At 44.2% G+C, this 16,181-nt stretch carries 12 protein-coding genes and 3 pseudogenes; 10 read left to right on the top strand and 5 right to left on the bottom strand.

The window, feature by feature from the left end; all coding sequences use genetic code 11:
- Nucleotides 1-425 precede the first annotated feature (425 nt).
- Both glmS and MMY81_RS02480 read left to right on the top strand, forming a co-directional pair.
- Nucleotides 426-2,228: a glutamine--fructose-6-phosphate transaminase (isomerizing) gene (glmS, locus tag MMY81_RS02485; RefSeq protein WP_252311513.1), complete on the top strand. Its 1,803-nt coding sequence runs from the start codon at nucleotides 426-428 to the stop codon at nucleotides 2,226-2,228.
- 287 nt (nucleotides 2,229-2,515) lie between these two features.
- Nucleotides 2,516-3,648, top strand: a pseudogene (locus MMY81_RS02480) (NADH-dependent flavin oxidoreductase).
- Between the two features lie 108 nt (nucleotides 3,649-3,756).
- On the opposite strand, the pseudogene MMY81_RS02475 reads toward MMY81_RS02480, so the two are convergent.
- Nucleotides 3,757-4,326: pseudogene (locus MMY81_RS02475) on the bottom strand (YdeI/OmpD-associated family protein).
- A 43-nt stretch (nucleotides 4,327-4,369) separates the two neighbouring features.
- On the opposite strand from MMY81_RS02475, the gene MMY81_RS33245 reads away from it, so the two are divergent.
- From MMY81_RS33245 to MMY81_RS02455, 5 genes are all read left to right on the top strand, one after another.
- Complete coding sequence (locus MMY81_RS33245; RefSeq protein ID WP_256497840.1) at nucleotides 4,370-4,504, top strand: hypothetical protein; 135 nt, start codon at nucleotides 4,370-4,372, stop codon at nucleotides 4,502-4,504.
- 105 nt (nucleotides 4,505-4,609) lie between these two features.
- Nucleotides 4,610-4,939 carry a hypothetical protein gene (locus MMY81_RS02470; RefSeq protein WP_252311512.1) on the top strand — a complete coding sequence of 110 codons (330 nt, stop codon included), beginning with the start codon at nucleotides 4,610-4,612 and terminating at the stop codon, nucleotides 4,937-4,939.
- The gene (locus MMY81_RS02465) at nucleotides 4,936-5,127 is read left to right on the top strand and encodes a hypothetical protein (RefSeq protein WP_252311511.1); all 192 of its coding nucleotides are present in this window, start codon (nucleotides 4,936-4,938) and stop codon (nucleotides 5,125-5,127) included. The genes MMY81_RS02470 and MMY81_RS02465 overlap by 4 nt, the downstream gene beginning before the upstream one ends.
- A 507-nt stretch (nucleotides 5,128-5,634) precedes the next feature.
- Nucleotides 5,635-5,934, top strand: coding sequence for an ABC transporter substrate-binding protein (locus tag MMY81_RS02460; protein WP_252311510.1), 300 nt, complete (start codon nucleotides 5,635-5,637; stop codon nucleotides 5,932-5,934).
- A 142-nt stretch (nucleotides 5,935-6,076) separates the two neighbouring features.
- The gene (locus MMY81_RS02455) at nucleotides 6,077-6,442 is read left to right on the top strand and encodes a TroA family protein (RefSeq protein WP_252311509.1); all 366 of its coding nucleotides are present in this window, start codon (nucleotides 6,077-6,079) and stop codon (nucleotides 6,440-6,442) included.
- Between the two features lie 69 nt (nucleotides 6,443-6,511).
- Here MMY81_RS02455 and katG read toward each other — a convergent pair.
- Nucleotides 6,512-8,705, bottom strand: a pseudogene (gene katG, locus MMY81_RS02450) (catalase/peroxidase HPI).
- Between the two features lie 342 nt (nucleotides 8,706-9,047).
- The gene (locus MMY81_RS02445; RefSeq protein ID WP_252311508.1) at nucleotides 9,048-9,956 is read right to left on the bottom strand and encodes an alpha/beta hydrolase; all 909 of its coding nucleotides are present in this window, start codon (nucleotides 9,954-9,956) and stop codon (nucleotides 9,048-9,050) included.
- Nucleotides 9,957-10,101: 145 nt separating this feature from the next.
- On the opposite strand from MMY81_RS02445, the gene MMY81_RS02440 reads away from it, so the two are divergent.
- Both MMY81_RS02440 and MMY81_RS02435 read left to right on the top strand, forming a co-directional pair.
- Complete coding sequence (locus MMY81_RS02440) at nucleotides 10,102-10,908, top strand: alpha/beta hydrolase (RefSeq protein WP_252311507.1); 807 nt, start codon at nucleotides 10,102-10,104, stop codon at nucleotides 10,906-10,908.
- Nucleotides 10,909-10,944: 36 nt separating this feature from the next.
- The gene (locus MMY81_RS02435; RefSeq protein WP_252311506.1) at nucleotides 10,945-12,171 is read left to right on the top strand and encodes an NADH:flavin oxidoreductase/NADH oxidase family protein; all 1,227 of its coding nucleotides are present in this window, start codon (nucleotides 10,945-10,947) and stop codon (nucleotides 12,169-12,171) included.
- 80 nt (nucleotides 12,172-12,251) lie between these two features.
- Here MMY81_RS02435 and MMY81_RS02430 read toward each other — a convergent pair whose 3' ends face one another.
- Together MMY81_RS02430 and hisD are read right to left on the bottom strand one after the other, a co-directional pair.
- Entirely contained in the window at nucleotides 12,252-13,571 is a 1,320-nt protein-coding gene (locus MMY81_RS02430) for a GntP family permease (RefSeq protein WP_252311505.1), read from the bottom strand.
- Between the two features lie 73 nt (nucleotides 13,572-13,644).
- Nucleotides 13,645-14,922 (bottom strand): histidinol dehydrogenase, encoded by a 1,278-nt coding sequence (hisD, locus tag MMY81_RS02425; protein WP_252311504.1) that lies wholly within the window; start codon nucleotides 14,920-14,922, stop codon nucleotides 13,645-13,647.
- 254 nt (nucleotides 14,923-15,176) lie between these two features.
- Between hisD and MMY81_RS02420 the strand changes: the two genes are divergently transcribed.
- Nucleotides 15,177-16,178: a LacI family DNA-binding transcriptional regulator gene (locus MMY81_RS02420; RefSeq protein WP_252311503.1), complete on the top strand. Its 1,002-nt coding sequence runs from the start codon at nucleotides 15,177-15,179 to the stop codon at nucleotides 16,176-16,178.
- The last annotated feature ends 3 nt before the right edge of the window (nucleotides 16,179-16,181 follow it).

Here is a 16,181-nt window from a genome sequence, read left to right as displayed (position 1 = left end):
CAGAAGAATCCGGGAAAATTGCAGGAAACTGTAACCCGGATTCTTTTTTCACGTCTAATATAATGGGTTGTCATTACTTTACTTATTACTTCTTTTTAAAAAGATATTGCATTATATGGGAAAAGATAGTAAGATAACCATGATTCTATTTAAAGAACAGGAGGACGGAGAAAACCACATATACAGCGCCTGAACTGTTCCGTACGGAGAACAAACGAACAGTTGACGAGGAGGAGGTTCATCGAGCATCGGCGGATGCCTCCCGGTTGTCCGGTACAATCGTCAGCAGCAGGATTAAAACAAGGAGGCAACTCTTTGCACAACGTCCTTCTGCAAGCCGCTAAACTAATAAAAAGAAAAGAGCGGGGCACAGCTTGCAGCCCCGAGGCACATGCTGTGGCCCCGTCTTAGGAGGTCATGATTATATGTGTGGAATAGTAGGATATATAGGAAATGAACAGGCAGCAGATATTCTTTTAAAGGGCTTAAAGAAGCTGGAATACCGCGGGTACGACTCGGCTGGTATCGCTCTGGTAGGAAATGAAGGCATCGATTTATATAAGGAGCAGGGACGTATTGCTGTTCTGGAAGAGTCGGTCGGAACGAAAGCTCCCGGCACAATCGGCATCGGCCATACCCGCTGGGCAACCCACGGACCGCCAAGCCGTCTGAATGCCCACCCGCACCAGAGCACTTCTGAGCGTTTTACCATTGTTCACAATGGCGTTATTGAAAACTATAACGAACTTAAAAAAGAATTTCTGCAGGGTGTAACACTGGTAAGTGATACGGATACAGAAGTTATCGTACAGATCGTTGAATATTTTGTAAACGAAGGCTTGTCTACGGAAGATGCTTTCCGCCGTACTCTTTCTGTTCTTGAAGGCTCTTATGCAACGGCATTGATTGATAACGATGATTCCGATGTGATCTACGTTGGAAAAAACAAAAGCCCGCTTCTTATCGGAGTAGGAAATGGCGTAAACGTTATCGCGTCTGATGCAATGGCTATGCTTCATGTAACAAAAGAATTCATGGAAATCATGGACGGGGAAATTGTCGTGCTGACGCAGAACAGTGTGAAAGTAAAAACATTGGATGGTCAGCCGGTCAGCCGTGACACCTTCACAACAGATATCGACGAAAGCGATACTGAAAAAGGCACCTACTCGCATTTCATGCTCAAAGAAATCGATGAGCAGCCTTTTGTTATCCGTAACATTATCCAGAAGTACCAGGATGAATCCGGAGATATTAAGCTTGATGAAAATATCCGTGCCGCTATCAATGATACAGACCGTATTTATGTAATTGCTGCAGGCACAAGCTATCATGCCGGCCTGGTCGGAAAAGAAATGCTGGAAAAAGTAGCAAAAAAACCAGTAGAAGTCCATATTGCCAGTGAATTTCTCTATAATGAACCATTACTATCCAACAATCCGCTCTTTATCTTTATTTCACAAAGCGGTGAAACTGCAGATTCCCGCGGCGTTCTGGTGAATGCTAAGAAAAACGGGTATCGTTCGATCACGATTACAAACGTGCCGGGCTCTACGCTTTCCCGTGAGGCAGATTTCACGCTTCATACGTATGCAGGTCCGGAAATTGCTGTAGCGTCTACAAAGGCCTATACAGCTCAAATGGCGGTATTCTCTATTCTTGCCATGGACAGTGCACGTGCCCAGGGGATCCAGACGGACTTCAATGCGATCCAGGAGCTCAGCCTTATTGCAAACGCGATGGAAGTCCTGTGTGACCAGAAGGATGTCATGGAGCAGATCGCCCGTGATTATCTGCTGGAAACACGCAACTGCTTCTTTATCGGACGCTCTATGGACTACAGCGTCGTTCAGGAAGGTGCTTTAAAGCTTAAAGAGATCTCTTATATTCAGGCAGAAGGATTTGCCGGAGGAGAGCTTAAGCACGGAACGATTGCTCTTATTGAAGAAGGTACGCCGGTTATTGCGGTAACTACGCAGAAAGCCACAAATCTAAACATCCGCGGCAATGTTCGTGAAGTAGAAGCACGAGGCGCCAATGCGTGCATTATCAGCACCGAAGACACGAAGCAGGACGGCGATCGTATTGTTCTCCCAACAATCAACGAGCTGATGACACCGCTTGTGTCTGTTATTCCGCTTCAGCTGATTTCCTATTATGCAGCCCTTCACAGAGGCTGCGACGTGGATAAGCCAAGAAACCTGGCGAAAAGTGTAACAGTGGAATAAGAATGTAAATGAATTAAAATAATCTTTTGGATAAATAGTGAACCCCAAACGTTAGAGTAATATCTAATGTTTGGGTTTTTTTTCTTTGATAGAATAAAGTCATTTGTTCAGAAGTATCTCCAAACACCTTGTGGATACAGACGATTGGCTCAGAAATATGGGTTAACGTTGATGCACCTCATCTAAGCACTTTGGTTTGACATAGGAGGATACACCTTTAATTTGTATATATGCAACTTGCATATAATCGGCGAGGATACATGTAAATTACAGGAGGCATTACAGCAATGGATAAGAAATTCGCACCATTATTTGAAAAAGTAACGTTACCTAATAAAGTAGAATTAAGAAATAGATTTGTCTTAGCACCACTCACTCATGTATCTTCCAATGACGATGGTACCATTTCTGATGTGGAAATTAACTATGTGGAACAACGTTCTAAAGATGTAGGATTAGCTATTTCTGCAGCTAGTAATGTGACTGATTTAGGAAAAGCATTTCCCGGACAGCCGTCGGTTGCACATGATTCGGACCTTGATGGTTTAAAACGCTTAGCTGAAGCGATGAAGAAAAATGGAGCAAAAGCAATTGTACAAATTCATCATGGCGGGGCCCAGTCACTGCCGCGTTTAACACCAAACGGAGATGCAGCTGCTCCAAGCCCTATCACTTTGCAAAGCTTCGACGAAAAAGAAGAACATCATGCCCGGGAAATGACGAACGAAGAAATTGAACAGACCATTACAGCATTTGGTGAAGCAACACGTCGAGTAATCGAAGCAGGATTTGATGGTGTAGAAATTCATGGCGCCAACCATTATCTAATACAGCAATTTGTTTCACCATATTATAATCGTCGTAAGGATGAATGGGGAGAAAATAGATTAAAATTCCCAATCAAAGTCGTAGATGAGGTTGTTCATACGGTTAAAGCTTATGCAGATGAGAAATTTATCGTTGGTTATAGATTTTCACCAGAAGAAGCAGAAACTCCAGGTATAAGTATGGAAATTACAGAAGAATTGGTGAAACATTTAATTGAAAAACCGTTGGATTATTTACATGTTTCCCTAATGGATGTTGACGCTGAAACTCGTGAAGGCAAGTATCAAGGCGAAGGAAGAGTAAAATTACTTCATCAATGGATTGATGGCCGTATGCCGTTAGTTGTGATCGGATCCATATTTACTGCGAACAAGCACTGGAAGCTGTAGAATCAAAAAATGTTGAATTATTAGCTTTAGGCAGGGAAATTCTGCTGGATCATCATTTTATTAATAAAATTCAACATGGTAAAGAGGACGATATTATTTCGAAATTTGATCCTGACAGCGAAGAAAAACACGATTTACCCCCCAACTTGTGGAAACAATTTAATGAGGGTTTCTATCCACTGCCAAGAACGGATAGTAAGTAATACTGTAAAGCAAACGCCAAAAAACGGTGAGTCCTCTTTGTCTAACTATAGACAGAGGGGTTTTTTACATAAAAATATACATGATAAACTTAAAAATAAGCTGCGTTTTTAATAATCAGTCAGCCGGCCATTGTCATTCCACTGCCCGTACATTTTATTTTCTCTCGTGTTTTCAACAAACTTATCCAATCGTTTATAAAAAAGCGCAGGGTCCTTTTTAATACTTTGGATGGTGTCAATTCGAATTCTTCGGTACAGTTCAGGGAAATGAATGAAGTTTTGATATACCTGTGTCTCTTCTTTGAGGCGGCTTTCGATCTCTTCTTCAATCGTAAAAGATTCCGGCCGCATGTCGGGGAGAACCCTGCGTCCTTCTTTTTCATTAATCCAGCTTATCCAGTCTTCTTACTCTTTCTTTATTTAATTCCGTCCAATTGCTTTTCTTCCTTCGCGGAGAGAGCCTCTGTGCTGTTTCACCGGTATCCGGGAGTTTCTTTACGATACCGTCTATCCAGCCAAAACACAGGGCTTCCTCGACGGCATCCAGGTACAGAATGGCGTTGCTTTTTTACTCCTGCTTACAATGATCCAGCAGCAAGTTTCTTTAGTTGAATATTCTTCAAGCCACTTTCTTAATTCCGGTCTTGTTTTGACCTTGATTAAGTTCTCGACTTCCATGGAACACCTCCTTATATAGAGTTGTACAAGAAAGGATTTGTATATGAATAATAATGATGCATTAAAAGACAATATTCAATTTCAATTAGTATTTCCAGAAGCTTCTGGAATACCACCTTTCTTCGCTGGAACAGGAAGAATATATGTGGCAGCCGTCGAAAAGCAGTTTGTATATTAAAGAACAGATGGAATATGGTATGCAGAACTGCCTGAAACAGAGTCTTACGATATTGGTCCGCCAAGTATTGCTTGGACTTTATGGCACATTACTTTTTGGTGGGAAATGGTTTTTGATCATTCTTTTGGAAGTGGAAATTTAACAAAAGAGGATATAGAGGTCACGGCTGATGCTGCAAAAATAAAAAAGCATCTGCACAACCTGGCCGATAGATGGGAGGAAAAGCTGTCGCAGCTAACGGAGGAGGAGTGGACCAGCAGCCAGCTGAGTGCATTCCCTTTTAATAAAGAAGTGGAATTTCATAAATTAGCCTCATGGTTGAACCTGGAACTGATGAAAAATGCTTCTGAAATTGGATACGCCAGGTTCGATTACGCGGCTGATGTGGAGCGGTTAAATGCAAATACCAAAGCAGCAAAGGGGTCTGACTTATGAAAGATATATGGATTGTTCCGTTAGTAGTGTTTATTTCAGTAGCTGCTGCTTCATTAATTATGAGCTACGCGGCTCCTGGCATAGGCGGGGGTATTCGTACCATTATAATTGTTACTGTCGCTGCTCTATCTGCTTTCCTGGCACAGCGGATTTTTAATAAAAAACAAAACGCTGCTCAAGGAAAATAAACGGTTCGCTTTTTCGAGACCATGTGTTATATAGAAAACGTATAAAAAGCTCTGCACTGGGTGTGTCCGGTTCAGAGCTTTTACGTATGATACTAATGTTCTATTTCACGAAGGAAGCGTTCATCTTAAAAGAATCATTGACTAAAAGAAAGATATAGAGATAAAATGATAATGATTATCAATATCATTTGATTGTATGTTTTTATTATACATATGATGCTTTGGAAATGGAAAGGTCTCTAATAAAACGTAAAAAGGAGGTAATCAGCAAAAGCGATCTATAAAGCGATAGAAACAACCCCTTATTAATTTTGTTTATTGAAAACTGGAGGACAGTCATGCAAACGTTAAGATCCCATTCGTTTTTTTCCATATTCGCTCATAATAAGTGCACTTATTTTAGTACTATTCATAGCTGGATGCAGTACAAATACAGCTGAGGAAACAAACGCTGAATCTGAATCTGCTGAAGGTGCAGAGGAGAACTATCATGAAATCACCCATGAAATGGGCGTAACAGAAGTACCGGATGAGCCCAAAAGAATAGCGGTGCTTAGTCCTAACTATGTTGATAATTTGTATGTATATGATGTAATTCCTGTGCTGGCAGCTGAATCCTCGCTCACGAATGAAAAGGTATCGTCACATCTGCCTCAGGAATTATATGAAGATGTTCAGTTTATTGGAGGAGATGATTTTAACTTAGAAGCAATCCTGGAAGCTGAGCCGGATTTGATTATTGGCCAGGATAAAGCCGGGAACTTACGACGACTTTCCAGTATTGCTCCTACAGTTATTGGGAAATGATGAATGGCGTGAAACACACGCTGCATTTGGAGAAATTTTAGGTATGGAAGAAGAATCTAAGTTTGGCTCGATCAATATGAAGATAAAGCGACAGAAGCCAAACAAAGATTACTGCATCTCTTGGAGGGAGACAGTTGCTTTCATGAGGGTACTTCCAAAAGAATTCCGCATTCATGGTACAACAGATCAGCGGTTCATTGACGGTACGCTTTATCAGGATTTAGGACTGAATCCATCTGAAGGAGTGCCGGAGGAAAGAAAAGCGATCTCGCTTGAAGGAATAGCCACAGTTAACGCTGATCATTTTCTCCTTGAATACAATACAGCGTCCCAGCAGGATAACCAGGCAGAAGAGAGGTATCATGCGTTAATGGAAAGTGGTGTCTGGCAGCAGATGAAAGCAGTGAAACAGGATAATGTCCATACTGTCCTGATTGGTTTATTCAGGTTGGTCACATATGCCAGAACAATGGCCATTGATTACGTAACAGAAACATTAGTAGAGTAATAACACAATCCTAATGCTTTGTACAAAAAAACAGGCTCTCCTGCAATAACAGGAAGCCCGGTTCTATTTTTATTTATTTTTTAACATCGAACGGTCTGCGTCCATGATCTTAACCCAGGCCTTAATAAAGTCTTTAACAAATTTCTCTTCGTTGTCGTCCTGCGCATACACTTCAGAGTGAGCGCGGAGAACGGAATGAGAACCGAAGACAAGGTCTACTCTTGATCCTGTGCGGACAAGTTCACCTGTTTTGCGGTCATATGCTTCATAGATGCCGTTGTCGGTTTCTGACGGCTTCCAGTCTACACTCATATCCATAAGGTTCACGAAGAATCGTTGCTTAGAACGCCGGGACGGTCTGTATAGACGCCGTGCTTCGTACCTTTGTAGTTTGCGTCAAGAGCGCGCATACCGCCGACTAATACAGTCATTTCATGAGCGGAAAGCCCAAGAAGCTGTGCTTTATCGACAAGAAGCTCTTCAAAAGAAACAGTATACTCTTTCTTTTGATAGTTGCGGAAGCCATCTGTTTCCGGCTCAAGCGCTTCAAAGTTTTCTACATCTGTCTGCTCCTGCGTCGCGTCGCCGCGGCCGGAGTAAATGGTACTTTCACGTCAAAGCCTGCTTCTTTCGCAGACTTTTCAATAGCCGCGCTTCCGCCAAGGACAATCAGATCAGCGATGCTGACGTTCTTGTCGAGGCCTTTTTGAACTTCTTCCAATTTGCTGAGCACTTTGGAAAGTTCTTCCGGCTCATTTACTTCCCAGTCTTTTTGTGGAGAAAGACGGATACGTGCACCATTTGCACCACCGCGCTTATCGGACTGGCGGAATGTGCTCGCAGAAGCCCATGCCGTTTTAACAAGCTGGCTTACAGAAAGGCCGGAGTCAAGAAGCTTTCCTTTAAGCTCTTCAATTTCTGTTTCGTTGAGTTCGTAATCTACTTCTGGTACAGGATCCTGCCAATAAATACTTCTTCCGGTACTTCCGGTCCAAGGTATCTGTCGCGTGGTCCCATATCACGGTGAAGAAGTTTGAACCAGGCGCGTGCGAATGCATCAGCAAACTCGTCCGGGTTTGCATAGAAGCGGCGGCAGATCTTTTCATATTCCGGATCTACACGCATAGCCATATCAGCTGTTGTCATCATTGTTTTTACTTTCTTATCAGAATCACCAGCGTCTGGCGCAAGGTGGTCTTCATCAGGAGAAACAGGCTCCCACTGATAAGCACCGGCCGGACTCTTTGTTAATTCCCACTCATAGCCGAACAGCATATCAAAATAGCTGAGGTCCCATGTCGGGAGTAGGCGTCCAGGCACCTTCAATACCGCTTGTGATCGTGTAAGGACCGTTTCCGCTTTCATACGTGCTCTTCCAGCCAAGGCCCTGGTTCTCTAGCTGAGATCCTTCTGGATCAGCACTTACGTGAGATGGGTCACCTGCGCCGTGGGCTTTACCAAACGTGTGGCCGCCGGCAGTAAGGGCTGCTGTTTCTTCATCGTTCATTCCCATTCTTTTAAACGTTTCACGGATATCACGTGCGCTTCCTGCAGGATCCGGCTTGCCGTTTGGACCTTCAGGGTTTACATAAACTAAGCCCATCTGCACAGCAGCTAAAGGATTCTCAAGCTCGCGCTCGCCGGAATACCGCTCATCGCCGAGCCAGTCTTTCTCCGGTCCCCAGTTTACATCTTCTTCCGGGCTCCAGATATCAGGACGTCCGGCACCAAATCCAATGGTTTTTCCTCCCATAGATTCAATGGCTACGTTTCCTGCGAGCACTAGAAGATCAGCCCAGGAAATTTTGTTTCCGTATTTCTGCTTGATTGGCCATAAGAGGCGGCGTGCTTTATCAAGGTTACCGTTATCCGGCCAGCTGTTTAAAGGTGCAAAACGCTGAGAACCGCTTCCGCCGCCGCCGCGTCCGTCGGCTGTACGGTATGTTCCGGCTGAGTGCCATGACATACGAATGAAAAATGGACCGTAATGTCCGTAGTCTGCAGGCCACCAGTCCTGGCTGTCTGTCATGAGATCAAGAAGATCCTTCTTCATCGCGTCATAGTCCAGCTTTTTGAATTCTTCAGTGTAATCGAAATCTTCTCCAAGTGGATTGGTTTTCGCGTCGTGCTGGTGAAGTACATTCAGGTCGAGAAGACCCGGCCACCAATCTTTATTTGTTGTTCCTTTTGTTCCGCTTACTGGTTTGCTTGGAGCGCCCTCGCCCATAAATGGACACTGGCCGCCGCTGCCGTTATCTGACATATTATTACATTCCCCTTTCTATTTTAAAAAGTAAAACAGCGAAAATGTTCAGCCTCTAATGATACCTGCTGAAAATAAGAAGAGGCTATAGTAATTCTTACATTGTAATTATAATAAATTATAGCGTAAATAAAAAGTAAAAAGAAGGATTTTCAAAAAATTACTTCAAAAGCCCGAAAAAAAGCACGGTTTATTATTTGAATGCCCTGGAGATGGATTATTTAAACCAGTTGTCATAAAAGATTTGACCGACAGCGTCCTGCTTCCTATAAACCAGCCTGGAAAAGAGCGTCCGGAGCATTATAACAGGAAGAATCAAATGAGAATGTCTAAGCTGGATTATCACTTGTTTTCGCTGATAGAAGATAATAAATGAAGCCGAAGTGTCTTAATAATAAGATTCCATGCCTCATACGCGGATTCTTTTTTGCCATTATGGGTAAAAGCGTGAAAGGTGCCGGGAAACGTATGGAAAGATGCAGGGGTACCGGCTTTTCTTAAACGGGCAGCATAGTCATTCGCTTCGAGGGCGAGCGAATCAAATTCCGGCGTGAATAAAAGTGCAGGAGGAAGCTCTTCCAATGACTTTGCGTAAAGAGGCGAGATGTAAGGGTGACGGCGGTCCTGAGAGTCTTTTAGGTAGCTTGCAGCAAACAAGTCTGCCACCGCTGCAGGAATTGCACCGGAAACGGCCGGCTTGCAGCGGGGGTTCGTATGTAAATCAAGAATGGGAGAATCCAAAATCTGAACACGGGGTAAAGGCAGACCTGTGTCTCTTAGTAATAATACAGTAGCTGCCGCCAGGTTGCCGCCCGCACTGTGGCCGCCAAGCGAGTAACTTCCCATATCAAGTCCGAGTGTAGAATTGTGCTCATGCAGCCATAATAGAACATCACGGATTTCGAAAAGAGAGTCAGGGAATTGTGTTTTTGGAGCCAGGTGGTAATCTACGTTTACAACGACGCATGGGGTCTCTGCAGCAATATATTTTCCCCATTTTTCATCATCCTCAGCCTGCCCCATAAAAAATCCGCCGCCGTGAAGATTTACAAAAACGGGAAGTGAAGTATGCAGGTCTTTTTGCGGATAGTAGATATAAACAAGGGTAAACCCCGCGGTTGTTTCCAGCAGATAAGAGATATCTGCGGTGTCGGCTGAAGGCGGTTCAATATGAAAAGGAGAAAACCGGCTGAGCGGTTTTTGGAGCCCGCGAAGCAAAGCAGTATATAAATGCATTTTCCATGTATGCATATCGAGCCCTCCTTATTAGGAATAAAAATGATACATGTATTATATCAAACAGGAAAAAAGGGATAACAGCCTGCTTTCCAGAATATAGAGAATAATTGAAGAGTAAGTGGATTGATTACCCTGAAAAATAAACGGAGGAATGAAGATGGCAGAGAAACGCACGCTTATCACATTTGATGGAACAGAACTATTCAGCAAAAAGAATACGGCCGAGCAGCCAAAAGCGGCTGCAGTGATTGTCCATGGGCTGGCAGAGCATATGGATCGCTATGAGGCACTGACAGAAAAGCTGGTAGAGCATGGGATAACGGTGTACCGCTATGATCAGAGAGGGCATGCCCGTTCGGGAGGCAGACGCGTCTATTTCAGTGATTTCAATGAAATGCCGGATGATGCAAAAACGATGGTGGATACCGCGAAGGCGGAGCATCCGGAGCTGCCGGTGTTTTTAATCGGCCATAGTATGGGGGGCTTTACAGCAGCAGCTTTTGGAACAAAATATCCGGGAAGCGTGAAAGGAATTGTTTTATCAGGGGCGTTAACAAGATACAATAAAGAAATTTTTGGTCCGCTTCCTATCGACAAGCCGGATGATTTTTATTTCGATAATGAGCTTGGAGATGGGGTTTGCAGCGATCCGGAAGTCGTAAAGGCCTATGAAAATGACCCTCTGGTGGAAAAGAAAATTTCCGCCGGGCTGCTGAATGCCTTTCCTCCTGGTATTGAATGGCTGACACGCCAGGCTTCCGACTTCACGGACCCCGTTTTTGTACTTCATGGAAATGAAGACGGATTGATTGCAGAAAAAGACTCCAGGGACTTTTACTCGGATATCTCCTCAAGGGATAAAACGTTGAAAATTTATGCTTTTTTGATGCATGAAATATTCAATGAGCCTGTAAAGTACGCTATCTATAATGAAGTTATCGATTGGATCCACGATCGCGTATAATAAAATGTGAAGACAAGCCGGCAGGGAGCAAATAAAATGAACGAAGTAACGATAAACGACACCTTTTCGATCAAACAGACTGTTTTCAAAAACAGGCTCGTGAAATCAGCCATGAGTGAAGCAATGGCTGGCAGGGATCATCTGCCAACAGAAAAACTTTTTACCTTATATGAAACGTGGGCAAAAGGAGGAAGCGGTCTTGTCATAACAGGTAACGTTATGGTAGACCGTCGTGCGTTGGGAGAACCAGGGAATGTCGTGCTGGAAAATGCAGACAATCTTTCTGTTTTTCGAAAATGGGCGGAAGCCGGAACCAAACATAGCACGCAGCTGTGGATGCAGATCAATCATCCCGGCAAACAGGTCATTAAAGGAGTAGCAGAAGAAGCGGTAGCGCCTTCTGCTGTTCCTTTCGAACCCTCTCTGCAGCGATTCTTTCCCATGTGCCGGGCATTGGAGGAGAAGGAAATTCTGGAAATTATCCGTAAGTTTGCCCGCACGGCAGAGCTGGCAAAACAGGCCGGCTTTACAGGCGTTCAGATTCACGCGGCGCACGGGTATTTAATCAGTCAGTTCCTTTCGCCGCGCCACAACGAACGCACGGATCAGTGGGGAGGGCCGATAGAAAACCGTTTCCGCTTTCTCCGAGAGATATATACGGCTGCTCGTGAAAAGACAGGACCAGATTTTCCGATCGGCGTAAAGATTAACAGCGCCGACTTTATGAAAGCCGGATTTTCAGAAGATGAATCGCGCTATGTGATTGGCGAATTGGACCGGCTGGGCGTAGATTTGATTGAAATTTCGGGAGGGACATACGAGCGGCCGGAAATGACAGGAAAAGGGGTGAGAGCCTCAACGGCAGAACGGGAAGCCTATTTTCTTGAATATGCCGAAGCGCTGAAGCAAAAAAGCAATGTGCCGCTTATTGTGACGGGAGGGTTCCGGACCCTGCATGGAATGAATGAAGCCCTCCAGAAGCAGGCGACCGATTTTATCGGTATCGCCCGTCCGCTTGCGGTGTATCCGGACTATGCCAATCAGCTGCTTCTGGGCAGAGCCTCGGATTTTTCCATTAAACCGATTAAGACAGGAATCGCTTTTATCGATTCCAAAGGTATTCTGGAGCTGACCTGGTACGCACAGCAGCTGCACCGCCTCGGAAGCGGTGAAAGGACCAGGCCGTCTTTTTCGCCGCTGCTGTCGCTTGGGTTGACGGTATGGAAAAATGGAAAAGGTGTATTGATGCAGCGGCGGGCCTGATAGAATAAAAACAAACAGGGGCATCGATGCCCCTGTTTGTTTATTATTAATAGCGAAGTGTTTATAGATCGCTTACAATATTAAATACCAATTCCCATGGAAAATAAGATTATGGAAAGTACAACTCCCAAAAGCGGCACAATAACGGTAACTGCTCCTACAGCTGGATATGCTGTTTTATGCGTTTCTCCGCAGATCACACGGATAGTCGTTACAGTGTACCCGCCATGTGGAAGAGAATCTAAAGCTCCGGAGGAAAGAGCTACTATACGATGCAGTGCTTCAGCATTAACCCCTTGCTCCAAGAACTCGGGACCAATAATAGGAAGCGCTATTTCCTGGCCACCTGATGCTGAACCGGTTAGGCCTACAATGGAAAGAACAGCAATAGCCGCTCCTACTAACGGATATCCTGGTATATCTGTCATAACGCTGACAGATGTTTCAAAAGCTTGGGTCGCCTGAGCAACGGTTCCAAATCCAACTACTGCTGAAGTGTTTGCTATTGCAATCAACGCTCCAAATGTTCCGTTGGAAGCAGAAGTCCATACGTTTTCCAAATAGCGTCTGTTTAAAATCCAGGCTGTAAAAACCCCGCTGGACAGGGCAATAATAAGAGCTGACTGTTCCAGAGTATCATGGAAAATGAACGCAATAATAAGCACGACAAGCAGTGGAATGGCAGAGAGAAGAGGGTTAGGAAGCTCTCTTTCTACTTCTACTGGATCTCCTTCCCTTTCATCAAATTTTTCCCCATTTTTGACTGCACGGTTAATCATCCACTTCAGCCAAATATATCCTGTGACCATCATAAATAAAGCAACGATAAGACTAACTTCCCAACCGGCATAAGCGCTGGTGCCGAGGTGGGGAATAGGAATCCAATTCTGGATTTCCGGAGAACCGGCTGACGTCATCGTAAAAGTGACGGACCCAAAAGCCAATGCAGCTGGTATAAACCGCCGGGGAAGATCGGCCTGTTTAAATAAACTGAGAGCTAAAGGAAATACAGAAAAGCCGACAATAAATAAGCTTACGCCGCCGTAAGTTAAAATAGCACAGGCGCCAACAACTGCCATAACTGCATACTTAACTCCTAAACGGTCAACAACCCATTTAGATACACTGTCAGCAGAACGGCTGTCCTCCATCACTTTTCCAAAAATAGAACCAAGAAGAAACATTAAGAACCATGAGGCGACAAAGCCTGAAAACCCATCCATATAATCGCCTACATAGTTAGCTTCACCTTCACCAGCAAGCTGTGGGAAGATAGGAAGCCCGCTTAATACTGCAAGAAATAAAGCACTCAATGGAGCAGCTATTAATAAGTTCATTCCCCGCATTGTCAGGGTAATAAGAATAGCCAGTCCTCCGAGTAAACCAATCATACTGAGCATATAAACTCTCCTTTATCGTATCCGCTTTCATAGTAAAAGAAGGAAAAGAGCCGACAGCGGCTCTTTTCTGCAGTTACTTCTTTTCGTAGCGTCTTACTCTAAGCGAAGCCTGCTCTTTATGGCCCATAAAACCTTCCAGCTCACAAAGCCTCTCCGCGTATTTTCCGATTTCCACACTTGCTTCTTCCGTAACACGCTGATACGTGCAGTTTTTAAGAAATTTACCGACCCAGAGGCCGCCGGTGTATTTTGCTGCCTGTTTTGTAGGAAGGGTATGATTGGTGCCGATTACTTTATCTCCGTAGGCAACGTTTGTTTCCTGACCAAGAAACAGACCGCCGTAATTGGTGAGGTTCTGAAGGAAATAATCGGGATCTTCGGTAAGCACTTCGACATGTTCATATGCCAGCTTATCTGCCTCCACTACAGCTTCCTCCAGCGTATCTACTAAAAGGATAGAACCGTGGTCTCTCCATGCAACTTCCGCTATGTCGGCAGTGGAAAGCGTCTGCAGCTGTCTGGCGATTTCCTCTTCCAGTGATTCAGCTAGAGAGCGGGAGGTGGTAATAACCGCTCCCGGTGAAGTCGGTCCGTGTTCGGCCTGTCCGAGTATATCGGTAGCAACAATTTCTGCATCAGCGGTATGATCAGCAATAACGAGTGTTTCTGTGGGACCAGCAAGTAAATCAATACCGACCTTACCGAACAGCTGTCGTTTTGCTTCGGCGACAAACGCGTTTCCGGGTCCGACAATCATATCGACCGGTTCAATACTTTCTGTGCCGATTGCCATTGCCGTCATAGCCTGGACGCCACCAAGAAGATAGATTTCATCTGCTCCTGCCATGTGCATTGCGGCAATAGTTGCTGCTGGTACTTCGCCATTGCTTGGGGGCGTGCAGGCAATCACACGTTTTACTCCCGCCACTTTGGCAGTAAGGATGCTCATATGGGAGGATGCGACCATAGGGTAGCGTCCGCCGGGAATGTAACAGCCTACGCTGTTTACAGGAATATTTTTATGTCCGAGAAACACGCCGGGTCTCGTTTCCACCTCAATGTCCTGAATGGAGCCCCGCTGATGCTCTGCAAAATTTTTAATCTGATCCTGAGCGAACTGTATGTCTTCAATCACCTGCTCCGGGAGTCTCCCAATAATGGTTTGTATGTCTTCCGATGATAGAAGAAAGCTCTCCGGACTCCATTTATCAAATTTTTCGGAAAGCTCTCTAACGGCAGCGTCCCCTCGATCCTCTACGTCTTTAATAATGCCGTTTACCGCCTGCTCCACTTTTGTGCTGGCTTCCTGCTTCTGTTGATCCGACTGACCTTCTTTTATATAAACTGCCATTTTACATCCGCCCTTTACGTTTATTGTGAATACGTAGTCATTATAGAATGTAAACGCTTCTATGTAAATAGTGTTTTTATAAAAAGAAAAATGGTATATTCAAAAATTTTTTGAAAACCTGGTATTTAAGCTTTTTAAAAGAAATAAAATTATTTAGTTGGTTTATGCAGAGCGGATTTCAATTGACAAACGCAGGCATAAATTTTATTATATTTATGAATACGTATTAATTAAAATGAGCGGGGTATGTAAAAATGGCTTCTTCCAAAGATGTAGCAAAAACAGCCGGTGTTTCCCAGTCCACGGTATCGCGCGTGCTTAACGATCCGTCAAAAGTAAATGCAGATACAGTGGCAAATGTACAAAAAGCAATGAAAACATTAAATTACCGTCCTAATTTAATTGCACGCAGCTTAAAACAGCAGAAAACTAAATCGATCGCTCTCATTACGGGACACTTACATAATCCTTTTTTTGTCGATACAACGATGGCGATCGTTGAATATGCCAAGCAGCAGGGATATCATACGTTAGTATATTTTGAAGACCAGGGGGACAATGTCTCCGTGTATGAAGAGGTGTTAAAACAGCAGGTAGACGGGATTATTTTATCTTCCATCTTTTTTAAAGATCCGATATATAAAGAATTGGAGGCGTCAGGCGTTCCGTTTGTGATGTTTAACAGACGTCATGAGGCAGGAGGCAGCTTTGTAGAAATAGATAACGAAAAGGCGGGTGCACTGGCGGCAAATCATTTGCTGAAGCTCGGTCATACGAGGATAGCCTGGATTGGAGGCCAAACGTTCGCTTCGACTTTTCAAGGACGTCTGGAAGGGTATAAAAAAGCCATGAAAGCTGTCAATCATCCTGTAGACCCGGAATGGATCAAAGAAACCGAGACCACAGAAGCCTCGGTGATGGAGGCGGTCGACAGCCTTCTGCTTTTAGATAATAAACCAACAGCTATTTTTGCAGCTACAGATTCGATGGCGCTTTTCTGCCAGAACTACTTAATGAAAATGGGGTATACGATTCCCGATAACTTCAGCATCTGCGGCATGGATAATATTGATATTACGGCGCATGCAGGGATTCAAATGACGACCATTACACATGATTCAAAGAAACCGATGGGTCTTCACGCAATAGAGCATCTTATTTATATGATGGAAAAAGATCAAGAGCCTATTCAGGAAATGGCGCTGACCTTACAGCCGCAGTTAATTATTCGTCATACGACAGGTCCAAAAAGATAACCT

The organism is Sinobaca sp. H24, from assembly GCF_023845525.1.
This window is presented reverse-complemented; position numbering and strand designations above follow the sequence as displayed.

Bases quoted from the DNA above. Each gene is read 5' to 3' on its own strand.
- glmS (WP_252311513.1), top strand. From the start codon at position 426: ATGTGTGGAATAGTAGGATATATAGGAAATGAACAGGCAGCAGATATT.
- MMY81_RS33245 (WP_256497840.1), top strand. From the start codon at position 4,370: ATGAATAATAATGATGCATTAAAAGACAATATTCAATTTCAATTAGTA.
- MMY81_RS02470 (WP_252311512.1), top strand. From the start codon at position 4,610: ATGGTTTTTGATCATTCTTTTGGAAGTGGAAATTTAACAAAAGAGGAT.
- MMY81_RS02465 (WP_252311511.1), top strand. From the start codon at position 4,936: ATGAAAGATATATGGATTGTTCCGTTAGTAGTGTTTATTTCAGTAGCT.
- MMY81_RS02460 (WP_252311510.1), top strand. From the start codon at position 5,635: ATGGGCGTAACAGAAGTACCGGATGAGCCCAAAAGAATAGCGGTGCTT.
- MMY81_RS02455 (WP_252311509.1), top strand. From the start codon at position 6,077: ATGAGGGTACTTCCAAAAGAATTCCGCATTCATGGTACAACAGATCAG.
- MMY81_RS02445 (WP_252311508.1), bottom strand. From the start codon at position 9,956: ATGCATACATGGAAAATGCATTTATATACTGCTTTGCTTCGCGGGCTC.
- MMY81_RS02440 (WP_252311507.1), top strand. From the start codon at position 10,102: ATGGCAGAGAAACGCACGCTTATCACATTTGATGGAACAGAACTATTC.
- MMY81_RS02435 (WP_252311506.1), top strand. From the start codon at position 10,945: ATGAACGAAGTAACGATAAACGACACCTTTTCGATCAAACAGACTGTT.
- MMY81_RS02430 (WP_252311505.1), bottom strand. From the start codon at position 13,571: ATGCTCAGTATGATTGGTTTACTCGGAGGACTGGCTATTCTTATTACC.
- hisD (WP_252311504.1), bottom strand. From the start codon at position 14,922: ATGGCAGTTTATATAAAAGAAGGTCAGTCGGATCAACAGAAGCAGGAA.
- MMY81_RS02420 (WP_252311503.1), top strand. From the start codon at position 15,177: ATGGCTTCTTCCAAAGATGTAGCAAAAACAGCCGGTGTTTCCCAGTCC.